Genomic DNA, 13,835 nt, shown 5'->3' with positions numbered 1-13,835 from the left:
TTCGATATCTGAAGATGCTCAGGGATTGGCCATGAGCAAGCGGAGCGGCAAAAGCGGGCCGATTGTGATGTATTCGTGGTCCATGAGATTTTGCCTGGCTAAGGGCAGATCTTCCATGATTGCCTGCGCCTCGGCGACATCCCTGGAATCCAGCAGGAAGATGGCTCCGCGCCCGTCGCCTCGCGAATACCATTCTCGAATCTTCCCGCTGAGATAGAGCAGTACCGTCTGCTGGATTTCAGCGGGCATGACGGTCATGACTTGTTCGCGTGTGACGCCAGCCTTCACGGTCTCGTTTCGGCGACGTCCTGATTGACAACTCAAATATATGGCCGCTTCCCGCGATGGACTATTCGCTATAATGTTGTCGAGCTATGAAGCGGAACTTCACAATCAGGCAAGGTGCGCTAGACGGCGTGGAAGCGTTCCTGAGCGTCGCGCAGCATCGCAGCTTTCGCAAAGCGGCCGTGGAACTCGGGGTGACGCCATCGGCGATCAGCCAAGCCGTGCGCACACTTGAGGCGCGCGTCGGCTCCGCGCTTTTCATTCGCACCACACGCAGCGTCGGCCTCAGCGAAGCCGGCGAACGATTTCATGCACGCGCAAAACCCGCTTTCGAGGAGCTTGTCGCCGCAAGCGAGGTCGCGCGGGACCTTGGGCAGCGGCCTGCCGGGCTCCTGCGTCTGACGGTGCCGCCATCGGTCGTGCCGATCCTGCTCGAGCCGCTGATCGCATCCTTCTGCCAAGCCTATCCCGACGTCGAGGTGGAAATCGCCGCAAACGCGGATCTGGTCGATATTGCCGCCGAAGGATTTGACGCCGGCATCCGGCTCGGCCAGTTCATCGAAGCCGATATGATTGCGGTGCGTTTAACGCCGTCGCTGCCGCTGGCCGTGGTCGGCAGCCCTGATTATCTGCGCCGGCGATCGCGTCCGGAAGTCATCGACGATCTGCGCGGGCATGCTTGCCTGCGCCTGCGCCGCTCGAACGGGTCGATCGCGCCATGGTCCTTCGTCAGCGGCAAAGAGGCAGTCGAAGTCGTCGTTTCGGGACCTCTCATCGCCAACGACATTCCCACAGTGCTGAGGGCGGCCGTCGAGGGAGTGGGTCTTGCGCAAGTGCCCGAGCCGATCGCTGCCGATGCGGTGAAGGCAGGGAAACTCATACCTATGCTGGAACCGTTTGCACCCATGGCGCCGGGTGTATTTCTCTACTATCCCGGCTACCGGCAAATGATGCCGAAACTGCGCGCCTTCATCGATCATGCCAAGAGCCATCTCGGACACAGCCAACAAGGCCCAAATTTATAGCGATGATGGACGCGCTTTCGGCGTGAAGATGCCCCGTTCTGGGCCGCGCCGACCGCAATGGATCGAGATCACTCGGGCTCGCATATCCCGATGCGAAACCGATCGGCTGCTATCGATCATACCACATGGCCTGTCGTACGCTGTTGTATCCCCTTTTTACTCCGCGGCACGTCCGATCACTCCCACTCGATGGTTCCCATCGACGGCAACCTGTTGATTTTCTTGCGTAAGAATTTTCTCTACCCCAGGGACTCCCGTCAACCGAACCGTTCGTTGTCCGGGCCTTTTGATTCTAAAGGGGAATTTTCCGTTCGGGGAAAACCCTCGCTTTCGGGGACTATCGGCGTCGACCGCACGATTTCTCGTATCCATCGCCGGAATGGCTCCTACCGACGTGACGGGAAACTACCGTCAGCATCATCCGCTCATCCTGCAATATGCTTCACTTGCCGTATGACGCGAGGAACGTGCGCACTCCGGCTGCGACATGACGTCGAAGCTCCGCCGGTTTCGGAATAGCATCGTCGCCCAAGAGCATGGCACGGTTCAACGGTTCGCCCATGATTAACCAATTGAATTGCGAAGCTGCAACGCCTGGGTCATCAATCGTCAACAAACCGCGATCGGCCAGGCGTTCGAGCATCGCCGCGAACGCCGCCATTGCCCGTTTGGGTCCGCCGTCAAAGAGAGCCTTCGCCAATCCAGGGAAGCGGTCGACCTCGCCAATGACCAGACGCCGCAGTTGCATCACGCGCGGCGTCAGCACGATGGCAAGCTGCCGGTTCGCATAGCGCCGGAGATAATCGGCAACGTCTTCGCCCTCAGCGAGATCAGGCGTTTCATTGTGGACGCCGTCGCTAGCTTGGTTGGTCACGCTACTCACGATCTCTACGAACAACGTCTCCTTGCTTGGAAAGTTTTTGTAGACGGTCTGTTTCGACACTGCCGCAAGCGCCGCGATCTCGTCCATGTTGGTGGCCAGGTAGCCTTTGTGCAGAAACACCTCTGCGGCTGCATTGAGGATGGCTTGCCGCTTGCGCGCGGACTGTTTGAGCCCTTCCGAAGCAATTGCCGAAGACGCCGCGGTCATAAACTTGTCCCCTATTTGTTGACTCATAGTACTGGACGGTCTAGTTTGATTCAAGTGCAGATCCGACAGGAGCATCAACCGTGTACGTTCAGTTTGCCGAGCTTCCGGTGTTCGACCAAGATCGAGCCAAGGCATTTTACACAGATACCTTCGATTGTCAGGTAGTCGCCGATCAGCCTATGGGCAAGGACGGCTGGAGGTGGATCGAACTCCGGTTCGGTGGCGCCGAAACGACGTTGCACTTCCTCAGACGCGGGGATGAGGCTCCGTCCGTCGAGCCTGTCCTTGTCTTTGTGGACGACGATGTCGAAGCCACCGTCGAGAGGCTCAAATCGCGAGGTGTCGAAATCGTGTCGGAGCCACAAAAGGCGCCCTGGCAACCGGGACGCACGGTTGCGGAATTTCGGGACAGTGAAGGCAACCGCATCGTGATCGCCAGCCGATGATGCCCACTCTTCACATGACCGCGTCTTGTTCATGCGGCAGAGTCGAGCTCAAAGTGTTCGGCGCGCCTATAGTCAGCAACGTCTGTTACTGCGACGATTGTCAGAAGGGCTCGCGCCAAATCGAGGAATTGCCCGATGCAGGCCCCGTACGCGATCCTGATGGTGGGACGGCCTACATCCTCTACCGAAAAGACCGCATCGAATGCTCGAATGGGAGCGCACTCCTAAAAAATTACAAGCTCAAGGAGAACTCGGCTACCAACAGAGTTGTCGCAACTTGCTGCAATTCGGCAATGTTCATGAATTTCGACAAGGGCCCGTTCTGGGTTTCGGCATACAGAGCCCGGTTCCTGGGAGATCTGCCACCCTTGCAGATGCGAATCTGTACAAAGTTCAAGCCCGAAGACGTCATTCTTCCGAATGACCTACCCAGCTATCGAGGTTACCCCTTACGGTTCATGGCAAAGCTTTTGGCGTCAGGGGCCGCAATGCTATTGCGTCGATGAACTTCGGCTGTCTGCCTCAATAGCGGTGAGCTGCCCCCGTTTCTGGACCATCTGGCTGGGGTCGGTCCATCACCATGATCACCTGGCGATGCGCCTTACCGGGTTAGAGCCGCTGAAGCATTCAGTGCCAGGCTGCTGACGAGCCAACGATGCAGGGCGACCACGGCAGGCGTGGATTCGGCGTGGGTTGGAAAAACCAGATCATAACGTCGGCCGTCGAGGGAAGGTCCGAATGGCTGCACGAGAGCGCCCGAGGCTAACTCTGCCTCGACGAGCGTCAAGCTCAACAAGCCGACGCCTTGTCCAGCAACGGCGGCTTGAATCGCTGCGCTTTCGTCATTGAAAGCGATCCCGCTCTCGGGGTCTATTGAGCTTACCCCTGCGCGCGCAACCCACAGCCGCCATGTCGGCAACGTCCGCTTCTTCGACGCGAACCGCCAGTCAAAATGAATGAGCGATGCTCGCGCAAGGTCTTCTGGTCTCCGCAGATCCAGCTTTGGGCTGCACACCGGCGCATATTGGTCCGCCAGGAGAGGAAGCGATGTGAGCTCCGAGGAGGATTCCGCGCCGTATCGGATGGCGGCATCAGCTTCGCGGGCCTCCAAATTAACGGGCTCGTCGCTCGCGAGCAGGCGAAGATCCCAGCCCTCATTGAGATCGCGGAAGGCTGAAACGTACGGTAGAAGTAGCCGCGCTGTAAATGCTGACGTGGCGGACAGCGTCGCAATTTTACGGGCCGGACGCCGTCGCACGGCGGCTACAGCTTCCCCCATGGACCTGAAGGCTTCGGTCAACGGCCGGAAAAGATTGTCGCCATCAGCCGTCAATGCGACGGTCCTCGCCTGGCGCAAGAACAATTGCTTGCCGACATCCGCCTCCAGCAACCGAATGTGATGACTGATTGCCGTCGGAGTGACGCCAAGCTCTGCGGCGGCGCGCTTGAAACTGCTGTGGCGTGCCGCAGCTTCAAAGGCGCGAAGCGCGCTCAATGGCGGTAGTCGACCTGTCATTCATCTCACCTTTTAAGGATGAGTATAACTCATCTCTAACGTGATGTATTCGACTTTGTGAGCTGTTCGAAAGGCAGGCATAGTTGGTTGTAGCCAACATGGATGATATGAACTCATGCCTTCAATTTTACATCTCGACGCGAGTGCGCGCCGCAGCCGTTCCATCAGTCGTACCCTCTCGCAAACCTTCATCGACACATGGCTTGCCGCAAGACCGGATGACCAAGTCATCCGCCGAGACTTGGCAATCGATCCTCCACCGCATGTAACCGAGGAATGGATCGCTGCGGCGTTCACTCCCACAGAACAGCGAGACATGGCCATGCGCGACAGGCTTTCATGGTCGGATGCTGCGATTGACGAGCTGTCGGCGGCGGATATCCTCGTCTTCGGGACGCCGATGTACAATTACGGCATGCCCAGCGCTCTCAAGGCATGGTTCGATCAGGTCGTGCGCGTGGGGCGGACATTTTCATTCGATCTGAGTCGCGGTGACTGGCCGTTAGAGCCCGTTCTGTCGGGCAAGAGACTTGTCGTATTGAGCGCACGCGGCGAGTTCGGCTTTGCCGCGGAGGGCTTACGAGGCGGCTGGAATCATCTGGACCCCCACATCGCGACATGCGCGCGCTATTTAGGCGTTGCCCAGGACGCGATCGAAACTGTCGCCGTTGAGTATCAGGAATTTGGCGACGAACGGCACGCCCGGTCTCGCGATCTCGCGGCGACGCAGGTGAAGGAGCTCGCAATCTCCCTCGCTGCAGCATTCTCACAGTAGCTTGCGCACCGCTAGGTGAAAAGACAATCGGTCTGACGATGGCCGCTAACGGCAACAGACCACCTCAGGAATTCTACTGCGAATGAATGGGCACAGTCCGTGACCTTATAGGGTTTCTCGCCAGGCTTTAGCGCCTTGAGTGCCGCATCCGTGAGCACGACAACCTCAATCGAAATACCGTCACGATCTCTGCTGACCGTGGCGGTAATCGTGATTTCGGCCTTGTACAATATCCCCATACCGTCGCCGGTCCGTCGACCAGGAGCAGTGCCCCCGATAGACGGCGACAGATCGCGGAAGGAAAATTTATCTATTTCAGTGTGTTAGATCGTACAGAAGCGTAGTTCCGGATACGGCCGGAGGGGCAAAATTACTCCCACTCGATCGTGCCGGGCGGCTTCGACGTGACGTCGTAGACCACTCGGTTGATGCCGCGGACTTCGTTGATGATGCGGGTCGCGGCGCGGCCGAGGAATTCCATGTCGTAGTGATAGAAATCCGCAGTCATGCCATCGACGGAGGTGACGGCGCGGAGTGCACAGACGAATTCGTAGGTGCGGCCGTCGCCCATGACGCCGACGGTCTGGACCGGCAGCAGCACGGCGAATGCCTGCCAGATGGCATCGTAGAGGCCGGCCTTGTGGATTTCGTCGAGATAGATGGCATCGGCTTCGCGCAGGATCTCCAGCTTCTCGCGGGTGATGCCGCCGGGGCAGCGAATGGCGAGGCCGGGGCCAGGGAAGGGATGGCGGCCGATGAAGCTGTCGGGCAGGCCGAGCTCCTTGCCGAGCGCGCGCACTTCGTCCTTGAAGAGTTCGCGCAGCGGCTCCACGAGCTGCATCTTCATGCGCTCCGGCAGGCCGCCGACATTGTGGTGCGACTTGATGGTGACCGAGGGGCCGCCGGTGAAGGAAACGCTTTCGATGACGTCTGGATAGAGCGTGCCCTGGCCGAGGAAGTCGGCGCCGCCGAGCTTCTTGGCCTCTTCCTCGAAGGTCTCGATGAAGAGCCGGCCGATGATCTTGCGCTTGGTCTCAGGGTCGCTGACGCCCTCGAGCTCGCCGATAAAGCGGTCGGAAGCGTCCACATGCAGCAGATGCAGATTGTAGTGTTCGCGGAACATGGCGACGACATTGGCCGCCTCGTCCTTGCGCATCAGGCCGTGGTCGACAAGGATGCAGGTCAGCTGGTCGCCGACGGCTTCGTGGATCAGCAACGCCGCGACGGATGAATCGACGCCGCCGGAGAGTGCGCAGATGACGCGCTTGTCGCCAACCTGATCGCGGATCGCCTGAACCGCCTTTGCGCGATAGGCCGACATCGACCAGTCGCCCTTGATGCCGGCGATGTTATGGATGAAGTTGCCGATCAGCTTGGCGCCATCGGGCGTATGCACCACTTCCGGATGGAACTGCACGCCGTAATATTTACGCTTCTCGTCGGCGATGAAGGCGTAAGGTGCGTTCGAGGAGGTGGCGACCACTTCGAAGCCCTCGGGCAGCGCGGTGACGCGGTCACCATGGCTCATCCACACCTGATGGCGCGAACCGTTCGACCAGAGGCCTTCGAAGAGGGGGCAATCCTTGTCGACTTCGAGGAAGGCGCGGCCGAATTCGCGATGATGGCCGCTCTCGACCTTGCCGCCGAGCTGCATGCACATGGTCTGCTGGCCGTAGCAGATGCCGAAGACAGGGATACCGCTGTCGAAGATGATCTGCGGCGCCCGCGGCGAGCCTTCGTCCACGGTCGAGGCAGGGCTGCCGGACAGGATTACGGCCTTCGGCTGCAACCGCTTGAAGCCGGCTTCGGCGGATTGGAAGGGAACGATTTCGCAGTAAACGCCCGCTTCGCGCACGCGCCGTGCGATGAGCTGCGTCACCTGGCTGCCAAAATCGACGATGAGAACGGTGTCTGGATGTGCTGTCTGGGTCATGGCGAGCCTTTAATGAAAAGCGCTTTCCCTGGCAATCGGGCAAATCACGCGAGGGCCGATTTTATTGTCCCGATTGTCCTCACTAATGCTTGGTTTCCAGCCTGTCAGAACCAGAATACGCCGTCTTCCAGCGCCGTAAACAGGCCGTCGACGGCATAGGAGAGTTTGCGATCGATCACATGCAGATATTCGGTCCAGTCGGAGATGTGCTGCAGCTCGACCTTGCCGTCGGAGATGCCGCGCAGTCCGATCAACGGCCGGTTGTAGGCCTGGCAGGCACGCAGCACTGAAAAGGTCTCCATATCCACCATATCGGTGCCGATGCGCTCGTAAGCCTCCGTGCCGGACACGATATTGCCGCCGGTCGAAAGGCTGGCTTCGGCAATGGTGGGGATGCGCAGCGGCAGTTCGATGGTGGCCGGCAGGTCGAGGAAAGGCGTGCGGCCCTTTTCGAAGCCCAGCGGTGAGGCATCCATGTCGCGATAGGAAACGGACGAGACCTGGTAGACTTCCGTTTGCTCCAGTCTGGCGGAGCCGGCCGAGCCGAGCGAAACCACGAGATCGGGCAGGTCGTCCTGGGCTTCGAGCTGGGCGAAGGTGCGGGTGAGCGCAATCGCCGCTTCGACAGGGCCGACGCCCGTCATCAGCGGATCGATGCGCGAGCGCAGGAAGGGCCCGTATTCCGCCTCGGCCGCCATCACGAACAGGATCGTTTTGCCCGAGACACGCTTCAATTCGAACTTCATCCGCTAATTCCCTCTCTGCCCCGGATGACCATCATGGTTCCCGTCATCGAGGCAATCAGCTTGGCCGGTCCGTCGCCGATCGCATAGCCACGGCCGTCGGCGACGATAATCGTCGTGCCTGGTTTGGTGACATCGCCCCGAAACAGGAAGCGCTCGCCGCGTCCCGGCGACATCAGGTTGATCTTGAATTCGATGGTCAGGATCGATGCGGAGGGATCGATGACGCTGTAGGCGGCAAAGCCGCAGGCCGAATCCAGGGCGGCAGCAATGATGCCGGCGTGCAGGATGCCATGTTGCTGCGTCAGTTTCATATCGAACGGCAGCTCGATCTCCACCGTGCCGTGCTCCACGCGTGTCAGTTCCGCGCCGATCGTCGCCATTGCCGCCTGCCGATCGAAACTCGTTCTGATGCGGGTCCGGAAATCGCCGTTGTCTGCCACTGTCATATCGTCCCCTTTCGCAGGTGCGAAACTCGCACGGGGAGGCCGTTTGGACAAGGGTTATCCGATGGAAATCGACTGTGCCGCGGGCTTTGCAATCCGTTTCTCTCTCGGCTAATCCAGACGCGGCGTCCCCATCTTGAACCAGGCTTTGGCGATCTTGCCGTTTTCGATCTCGTAGATGCAGATCACGTCCACCTCGCCGCGTCCCTCGGGAAAATTGCGAATGACGATTTCTTGATCGATGACCAGATTTCCGACCGCCATGCGTGAGACCAGCTTGCCGAAGAGATTCGGTTCGCGGAAACGGGCGACATGACGTTCCCGGATTTCCAGGGCTCCCTTGGCGAGCAGAGTGGAGGGGAATTGATAATATTCGCAGTCGTCCGCCCACCATTGCATGAAGGCGTCGATATCCTTGGCATTATAGGCCTCCAGCTGCATTTGCACGGGCAATGTCACGTCGGCGTTCGGTTGATTCATATTGTTTGCAAGGTCCGGATTGGCGGTGGAAAATAAGCCTATCAAGCTTCTATTGCTCGCCTCGATTTTTCTCAACGGCCGCGCCATGTTATTCGAGTGAGAGAATTCATGACGAGGCGCGCGAATGACGACGATCCAGCAATCCGTGATCGCCTACGAGACATGGCTGCGGGCACAGCTCGGCGCCGATCTGGTAGAGGCTGGTCTGGAGAGGAAGCACAAGCTGATGAGGGGCGACAGCTTCTCCTTCCTGCGCGGAACCTATTGGCGCTGGGCCGAAACGATCCTCGACATCTGCCCCGACCTCAAGATCGCGCCGCGGATATTGGCGATCGGCGATACGCATCTGGAGAATTTCGGCACATGGCGTGATGAGGAGGGGCGACTCGTCTGGGGCGCGAATGACTTCGACGAGGCAGCCGTCATGCCCTATGCGCTCGATCTCGTGCGCCTTGCGGTGAGCGCCATCCTGGCGCGCAGCGAGGATGGTCCCGCACCGCGTGTCGTTGTCGACAGCATCCTCGCAGGCTATCGCCGCGGCTTGCGCGCGCCGTCTCCCGTCATTCTAGAACGCGATTACAAATGGCTGCGCAAGGCCGTGCTGCTGCCCAATGCCGAACGCAAGGCTTTCTGGGAAAAATATCGCAGCCTGCCGCCGGCAAGCGGCCCGATTGCAAATCGCTATCTTGACGCGCTGAGCAATGCTTTGCCGGGTCCTGCGACCGTATTCGAACCCAAGCCGCGCCTCGCCGGCACCGGCAGCCTGGGCCGGCCGCGCTTCGTTGCCTATGCCGAATGGCGCGGCGGGCCTGTACTGCGCGAGGTCAAGGCGCTTCTGCAATCCGGCTGGTCGCTGAGGCACGATCCGTCGGACAAGGTGATCCGCACGGGCATTATCGCCGGCGGACGGGCGCGCTCACCCGATCCGCGGTATCAGGTGGACGGAGGCTTGCTGGTGCGCCGCCTGTCACCCAACAGCCGCAAGATCGAGGTCGAAGGCGATGCGCAGGTATTGCTGTCGCCGGATATGCTCGATCTGATGGGCTTCGAAATCGCCAATTGCCATGCCAACGATGCTTCGCTCGTTCCCGGCATTCTGGCCGATCTCGATGCGCGCGGCACCGATTGGCTGCGCATGGCCGCCAAGGCGGCGGCTGTAGCGGTCACGGCGGAGCAGGCGGAATTTGCCAGGCGGTGATGAGGTGTTCAGACAAAATCTAAGTTGCGAGTTCGCGGAGGGGTGACGGAAGTAGAGCAAACTTAGTTCACTTCCGTGCCTGGCAGAATTCCTACGCCCATCAAGCCGCAGACCGCTTGATCCGCACGATATGCTGGTCCCAGGCGACATCGCTGTGCTCGCCCAGAAAATTCCCATCATAGGACGATACGGCAAACCCATGACTGGCCGGCGCTATGCCGGCCGCATCGGCGATGCTTTCCACCTTCAGCACCTTACCGGTCCTCGCATCCAGCGTCACGGAGGTTCCTTCGACCGGCGACGTGACGCCGACAAGGTTTTCAGCGCGGTTGACGGCGATGGCGCCGACATAGTTGCCAAGTGCCCGGGTCGTATCGTCGGGCAGGGTGACGAAGGTCAGGTCCTCGCCCCTCGCAAAGTGGCCGACAAGCGGCGGCAGGTCGTTACGATGCCCCTCATACTGGCAGGCAAACCAGACTCTGCCGTTTGCATCGATATCAACGTGACGGGTCGACACCTGGGCATATTGAGGCGGTAGCGTATGCTTCTCGATCAGCCGGCCGCTTGCCGCATCGATCAGCGTCAGCGACGGCTCCATGTGGTCGAGATTGAGCTTGGTGCGGCCGAAATCCGGATGCGTTTCGATGCCGCCATTGGCGACGATCAGGAACCTGCCATCGTCCGAGACCGTCATGTCGTGCGGCCCGATGCCATAGGTCTCGTATTCGCTGATTCGGGCAAAGCGGTTACTGCTATCATAGAGCCCGATAATGCCGCGATTGTTGTCGAAGTCGTTCTCGCTGGCATAGAGCAGTCTGCCATCGGGCGAAAACGTGCCGTGCCCGTAGAAATGCCGCCCCTCTTTGGCGGAAATGACGATCGGCTTGGCCTTGTTCCAAGGGTCGAAGATCATCGCATAGGTGCCGGGCCGGCGGGCGAAGGCGACAGTCTTCCCGGTCGCCTTCGAAAAAGCCATGCCATGGGCGCGAGCGGGCAAAGCGACTTGATCGACGATGCGGCCCTGTTCGGTCACCGTCGCCAGGGCAAAGGAGCCGTCGGCGGCGCGGATGCCCGAGGCATAGACCGCATCCGTCCGTTCCAGCGCCATCAATGCGCCGGGCTTGAGCGCCGCAAGGAAGGTCAGTCCTGCCGCCTTGACGAAGGCTCTCCGATCAATGAGGCCGCTGCGCATCGCGCTCAGTCTCCGTCCGCGAAGGAGAAGCCTGCCGAGAGCCCGATGGCGCCACCATATTCATCGCTGAAGCTGGTGGCGAGATCGCGGCTGACGGAAAGCAGCTTGTCGATCTTGGCACGTTCCGCGTCATTGCCGATAGCTGCTTCGATATCCGGATTGATCGTCGGTGCCATGGTCGCAAGTTCGTTCAGCAGCTTGCCGATCTTGGCGGTGACATCACGCTTGTCTGATGGCAGCAAGCTCGCCATGTCGGCCTTTTCCCAGAGCGTCTTCAAGCCCTCGATATTACCGGAAAAAGAGGTCCAGGTGTTGGCGGAGCGCCAGTAGACCGCCATTTTCGGCCGCGCTGATGCCGGATCGCCCTTGTAGAAGGTTTCCAGTCGCTGGTCGCGGATTTTGACCGCACCATGCACGAGGACGCCGAGCAGTGCCGTGACCGCTTCCTTGTTGTCCGTGAAATCACTGCTATCCTTGCTAGGGAATTTCCAGGATTTCTGCACTCCGTCCGGGGCGTCCCATTCGTCGGCGATCTCCTTGGCCGTGCTTTCGATATTGCCGGCGACGGCCGCACCATAGCGGCAACGGAAGTTCTGCTTTTCGGTGGCGAGCGCCTCCGAGCCGTTGCCGTCGAGCACGTATTCCAGCGCCGTCAGGCTGATCAGCGCCACGCTCTTGCCGGCAACGGCTTCGACGGTCGTGTCCTGCTCATCCGCCTTGGCGATCAATGCCTGCACCTGCTTGAGGCCGACACCTTTGCGGTCGGGATAGAACAGGATGTGCTCGAAGCGGTTCTTCTCGATGATAGGCCCCGTGTCGACGATCTCAATGCGCGACCAGCTCTTCACAGTGTCGCCGAAGGCCGACTTGGCGCTTGCCAGCGTGGCAGTGGAGGGATCGGCGCAAAGTGCCTTCATCGCCACCGTCAATTTCGAGGCGGAGTCATGCATGGCGCGGTAGCCTGGGCGGATGACGTCGTCTACCGCCTTCTGCAGAGCCGCCGGCACCGCCGCCTCGTTCAGGCCGGCGCCAGTGGTCGCCGTATCCTCAGCATGGACTGGCAGAGCCGCAGCGGTGAGGAGAAGGCTGGCAGCGAGACGTTTCCAGTGGCGCATCAGAGAGACTCCAGAAAGTTGATGAGGGCTTGCCGATCGTCCTTGGAAAGCTCGGCGAATGCGTTGCGGGCTTTTTCAGCCTCTCCTCCGTGCCAGAGGATGGCTTCGGTCAATGTGCGGGCGCGGCCGTCATGCAGATAGGCCTGCTGTCCGCTCACCGTTTGCGTGAGGCCTATACCCCAGAGCGGCGTCGTACGCCAATCGCGTCCCGATGCCACGCCCACCTGCTGTCCATCGGCAAGGCCTTCGCCCATGTCATGCAGCAGGAAATCGGAATAGGGCCAGATCAGCTGGAAGGCCTGTGGGGAGTCTTTGCCGTCGCTGCCCCTGATGCCGTCGCGGGTCACGAATTTCGGCGTGTGGCAGGAAGCGCAGCCGGAACGATAGAACATTTCCTTGCCGTGCAGCACATCGGGAAAGCTTGCCTTGCGGCGGGCGGGCACAGCGAGATTTTCGGAATAGTAGGTCACAAGCGGAAGGACGGGATCGGGCGCTTCCGTGTCGCCGAGGCGCTTTTGCACGCCGTTCGGCATGGCTAGGCAGCGCAGCTCCTTCGCCGTGCAGTCGCCATAGGGGTTCGGCCGGTCGGGCGTCGAGATGCCGATATCGACGGAGAAGGCGTCGGCGGCCTGATCGCGCACCGTCGCATTCTGAGCCTTCCAGCCGAAACGGCCAAGCGCGATCTGCCCTGTGCGATGATCGTGGACGATGGCCGCCTTGCCGTGAATGCCGTCGCTGTTTTTGCCCTCCGGGTCGGCATTGGCAAGAATATCGGCTTCCGGAATGGCCTCGATCAGGCCGAGGCCGATCATCGGCGGCGCGATGCGCGGCGAAAACGTGGTGTTGAGATCCATCGGCCCGTAGGCAAGATCGGTCACGCCGTAGTGCGGTTTGCGCAGCGTCACGGTCTCGCCGCCGGCAAGCGTCACCGTTTCCTCGGTATAGGTAACCGTCACCTTGCCTTCGGCTGCAAGGCCGGGCACGGCAAGATCTTGCAGCTGCGCGCCGTAGGTGGAATCCGGAAAGTTGAGCGCGCGAAAGTCCTCGGCCGCCTGCTCCTCCTCCGGAGTTGCGGCCGGTCGTGCCAGCCTCAGCACCAGGGATGTGGCATCAACGCCGGTCTTTTCGAGCCCATGTCCGCGGCCGTCGCGGAGGTGGCAACTCTGGCAGGAGCGAGCGTTGAACAGCGGTCCGAGCCCGTCGGAGGCCTGCGTGGAGGAGGGGGAGGAGACCCAGAGCTTGCGGAAGAGGGCATTGCCGAGATGGAAATTCTGCCCTTGCTCCAGGCTAAGATTGGCGGAGGGCTGCGAGAAGATATCGCGAGTGACCGGATCAATCGACGTGAGCGCGCCGCCCTGCATCGCTTCATAGGCCTCGGCCTTGGAAAAATCCGTGGTCGCGCGTGTCACGTCGCGCACCCGATTCAGCTGTTCGGCGGAAATGTCTGTCCGCGTGGCCGGAAAGTCGAGGAAGCCGGCTGCAGCCAGGGTGATGGAGAAAACCAAAAAAACCGCAGCTAGGGCGGGCAGGAGGACGCGATTAGCCTGGATGCTTGTCATGGGCGTCGAGGTGGCAGCGCCTTGCCGCGCTG

Annotated in this window: 15 protein-coding genes; 5 read left to right on the top strand and 10 right to left on the bottom strand. The window is 60.4% G+C overall.

Going from position 1 to position 13,835, the window contains the following annotated elements; genetic code table 11:
* Positions 1-18: 18 nt before the first annotated feature.
* A complete protein-coding gene (locus GA0061102_RS01490; protein WP_092843684.1) occupies positions 19-258 on the bottom strand; it encodes a P-loop NTPase family protein in 240 nt (79 codons plus the stop codon).
* Between the two features lie 116 nt (positions 259-374).
* Here GA0061102_RS01490 and GA0061102_RS01485 point away from each other — a divergent pair, with 116 nt between their 5' ends.
* Positions 375-1,310 (top strand): LysR family transcriptional regulator, encoded by a 936-nt coding sequence (locus GA0061102_RS01485; protein ID WP_092843339.1) that lies wholly within the window; start codon positions 375-377, stop codon positions 1,308-1,310.
* Positions 1,311-1,752: 442 nt separating this feature from the next.
* Here GA0061102_RS01485 and GA0061102_RS01480 read toward each other — a convergent pair whose 3' ends face one another.
* On the bottom strand, positions 1,753-2,400 hold the full coding sequence (locus GA0061102_RS01480; protein ID WP_167667862.1) for a TetR/AcrR family transcriptional regulator: 648 nt from the start codon (positions 2,398-2,400) through the stop codon (positions 1,753-1,755).
* A gap of 80 nt (positions 2,401-2,480) precedes the next feature.
* Between GA0061102_RS01480 and GA0061102_RS01475 the strand changes: the two genes are divergently transcribed.
* Together GA0061102_RS01475 and GA0061102_RS34175 are read left to right on the top strand one after the other, a co-directional pair.
* Positions 2,481-2,846, top strand: a complete 366-nt coding sequence (locus tag GA0061102_RS01475; RefSeq protein WP_092843337.1) for a VOC family protein — start codon at positions 2,481-2,483, stop codon at positions 2,844-2,846.
* Positions 2,843-3,352 carry a GFA family protein gene (locus GA0061102_RS34175; RefSeq protein WP_092843335.1) on the top strand — a complete coding sequence of 170 codons (510 nt, stop codon included), beginning with the start codon at positions 2,843-2,845 and terminating at the stop codon, positions 3,350-3,352. Before GA0061102_RS01475 ends, GA0061102_RS34175 begins: the two co-directional genes overlap by 4 nt.
* 95 nt (positions 3,353-3,447) lie before the next feature.
* On the opposite strand, the gene GA0061102_RS01465 is transcribed toward GA0061102_RS34175, so the two are convergent.
* A complete protein-coding gene (locus tag GA0061102_RS01465; RefSeq protein WP_092843334.1) occupies positions 3,448-4,362 on the bottom strand; it encodes a LysR substrate-binding domain-containing protein in 915 nt (304 codons plus the stop codon).
* Between the two features lie 115 nt (positions 4,363-4,477).
* On the opposite strand from GA0061102_RS01465, the gene GA0061102_RS01460 reads away from it, so the two are divergent.
* Positions 4,478-5,137 carry an FMN-dependent NADH-azoreductase gene (locus GA0061102_RS01460; protein ID WP_092843332.1) on the top strand — a complete coding sequence of 220 codons (660 nt, stop codon included), beginning with the start codon at positions 4,478-4,480 and terminating at the stop codon, positions 5,135-5,137.
* Between the two features lie 370 nt (positions 5,138-5,507).
* On the opposite strand, the gene guaA is transcribed toward GA0061102_RS01460, so the two are convergent.
* From guaA to GA0061102_RS01435, 4 genes are all read right to left on the bottom strand, one after another.
* On the bottom strand, positions 5,508-7,070 hold the full coding sequence (guaA, locus tag GA0061102_RS01450) for a glutamine-hydrolyzing GMP synthase (RefSeq protein ID WP_092843328.1): 1,563 nt from the start codon (positions 7,068-7,070) through the stop codon (positions 5,508-5,510).
* 104 nt (positions 7,071-7,174) lie between these two features.
* Positions 7,175-7,816: a 5'-methylthioadenosine/S-adenosylhomocysteine nucleosidase gene (locus tag GA0061102_RS01445; RefSeq protein WP_092843326.1), complete on the bottom strand. Its 642-nt coding sequence runs from the start codon at positions 7,814-7,816 to the stop codon at positions 7,175-7,177.
* Positions 7,813-8,262 (bottom strand): PaaI family thioesterase, encoded by a 450-nt coding sequence (locus tag GA0061102_RS01440; RefSeq protein WP_092843324.1) that lies wholly within the window; start codon positions 8,260-8,262, stop codon positions 7,813-7,815. Before GA0061102_RS01440 ends, GA0061102_RS01445 begins: the two co-directional genes overlap by 4 nt.
* Before the next feature lie 108 nt (positions 8,263-8,370).
* Positions 8,371-8,739, bottom strand: coding sequence for a nuclear transport factor 2 family protein (locus GA0061102_RS01435; RefSeq protein WP_092843680.1), 369 nt, complete (start codon positions 8,737-8,739; stop codon positions 8,371-8,373).
* 124 nt (positions 8,740-8,863) lie between these two features.
* On the opposite strand from GA0061102_RS01435, the gene GA0061102_RS01430 reads away from it, so the two are divergent.
* A complete protein-coding gene (locus GA0061102_RS01430) occupies positions 8,864-9,937 on the top strand; it encodes a DUF2252 family protein (RefSeq protein WP_092843322.1) in 1,074 nt (357 codons plus the stop codon).
* A gap of 100 nt (positions 9,938-10,037) precedes the next feature.
* On the opposite strand, the gene GA0061102_RS01425 is transcribed toward GA0061102_RS01430, so the two are convergent.
* From GA0061102_RS01425 to GA0061102_RS01415, 3 genes are read right to left on the bottom strand one after another with little or no spacing between them, the layout of a single operon-like run.
* The gene (locus GA0061102_RS01425) at positions 10,038-11,129 is read right to left on the bottom strand and encodes a DUF1513 domain-containing protein (protein ID WP_092843320.1); all 1,092 of its coding nucleotides are present in this window, start codon (positions 11,127-11,129) and stop codon (positions 10,038-10,040) included.
* 5 nt (positions 11,130-11,134) lie between these two features.
* The gene (locus GA0061102_RS01420; protein WP_092843318.1) at positions 11,135-12,244 is read right to left on the bottom strand and encodes an imelysin family protein; all 1,110 of its coding nucleotides are present in this window, start codon (positions 12,242-12,244) and stop codon (positions 11,135-11,137) included.
* Positions 12,244-13,803, bottom strand: coding sequence for a di-heme oxidoreductase family protein (locus GA0061102_RS01415; protein ID WP_092843678.1), 1,560 nt, complete (start codon positions 13,801-13,803; stop codon positions 12,244-12,246). The genes GA0061102_RS01420 and GA0061102_RS01415 overlap by 1 nt, the downstream gene beginning before the upstream one ends.
* Positions 13,804-13,835: the final 32 nt, after the last annotated feature.

This window comes from Martinezella miluonensis (genome assembly GCF_900094545.1).
In the GTDB taxonomy this organism is placed as follows: Bacteria; Pseudomonadota; Alphaproteobacteria; order Rhizobiales; family Rhizobiaceae; genus Rhizobium; species Rhizobium miluonense.
This window is presented reverse-complemented; position numbering and strand designations above follow the sequence as displayed.

Bases quoted from the DNA above. Each gene is read 5' to 3' on its own strand.
- guaA (WP_092843328.1), bottom strand. From the start codon at position 7,070: ATGACCCAGACAGCACATCCAGACACCGTTCTCATCGTCGATTTTGGC.
- GA0061102_RS01420 (WP_092843318.1), bottom strand. From the start codon at position 12,244: ATGCGCCACTGGAAACGTCTCGCTGCCAGCCTTCTCCTCACCGCTGCG.
- GA0061102_RS34175 (WP_092843335.1), top strand. From the start codon at position 2,843: ATGATGCCCACTCTTCACATGACCGCGTCTTGTTCATGCGGCAGAGTC.
- GA0061102_RS01435 (WP_092843680.1), bottom strand. From the start codon at position 8,739: ATGAATCAACCGAACGCCGACGTGACATTGCCCGTGCAAATGCAGCTG.
- GA0061102_RS01465 (WP_092843334.1), bottom strand. From the start codon at position 4,362: ATGACAGGTCGACTACCGCCATTGAGCGCGCTTCGCGCCTTTGAAGCT.
- GA0061102_RS01460 (WP_092843332.1), top strand. From the start codon at position 4,478: ATGCCTTCAATTTTACATCTCGACGCGAGTGCGCGCCGCAGCCGTTCC.
- GA0061102_RS01425 (WP_092843320.1), bottom strand. From the start codon at position 11,129: ATGCGCAGCGGCCTCATTGATCGGAGAGCCTTCGTCAAGGCGGCAGGA.
- GA0061102_RS01490 (WP_092843684.1), bottom strand. From the start codon at position 258: ATGACCGTCATGCCCGCTGAAATCCAGCAGACGGTACTGCTCTATCTC.
- GA0061102_RS01430 (WP_092843322.1), top strand. From the start codon at position 8,864: ATGACGACGATCCAGCAATCCGTGATCGCCTACGAGACATGGCTGCGG.
- GA0061102_RS01480 (WP_167667862.1), bottom strand. From the start codon at position 2,400: ATGACCGCGGCGTCTTCGGCAATTGCTTCGGAAGGGCTCAAACAGTCC.
- GA0061102_RS01440 (WP_092843324.1), bottom strand. From the start codon at position 8,262: ATGACAGTGGCAGACAACGGCGATTTCCGGACCCGCATCAGAACGAGT.
- GA0061102_RS01445 (WP_092843326.1), bottom strand. From the start codon at position 7,816: ATGAAGTTCGAATTGAAGCGTGTCTCGGGCAAAACGATCCTGTTCGTG.
- GA0061102_RS01485 (WP_092843339.1), top strand. From the start codon at position 375: ATGAAGCGGAACTTCACAATCAGGCAAGGTGCGCTAGACGGCGTGGAA.
- GA0061102_RS01415 (WP_092843678.1), bottom strand. From the start codon at position 13,803: ATGACAAGCATCCAGGCTAATCGCGTCCTCCTGCCCGCCCTAGCTGCG.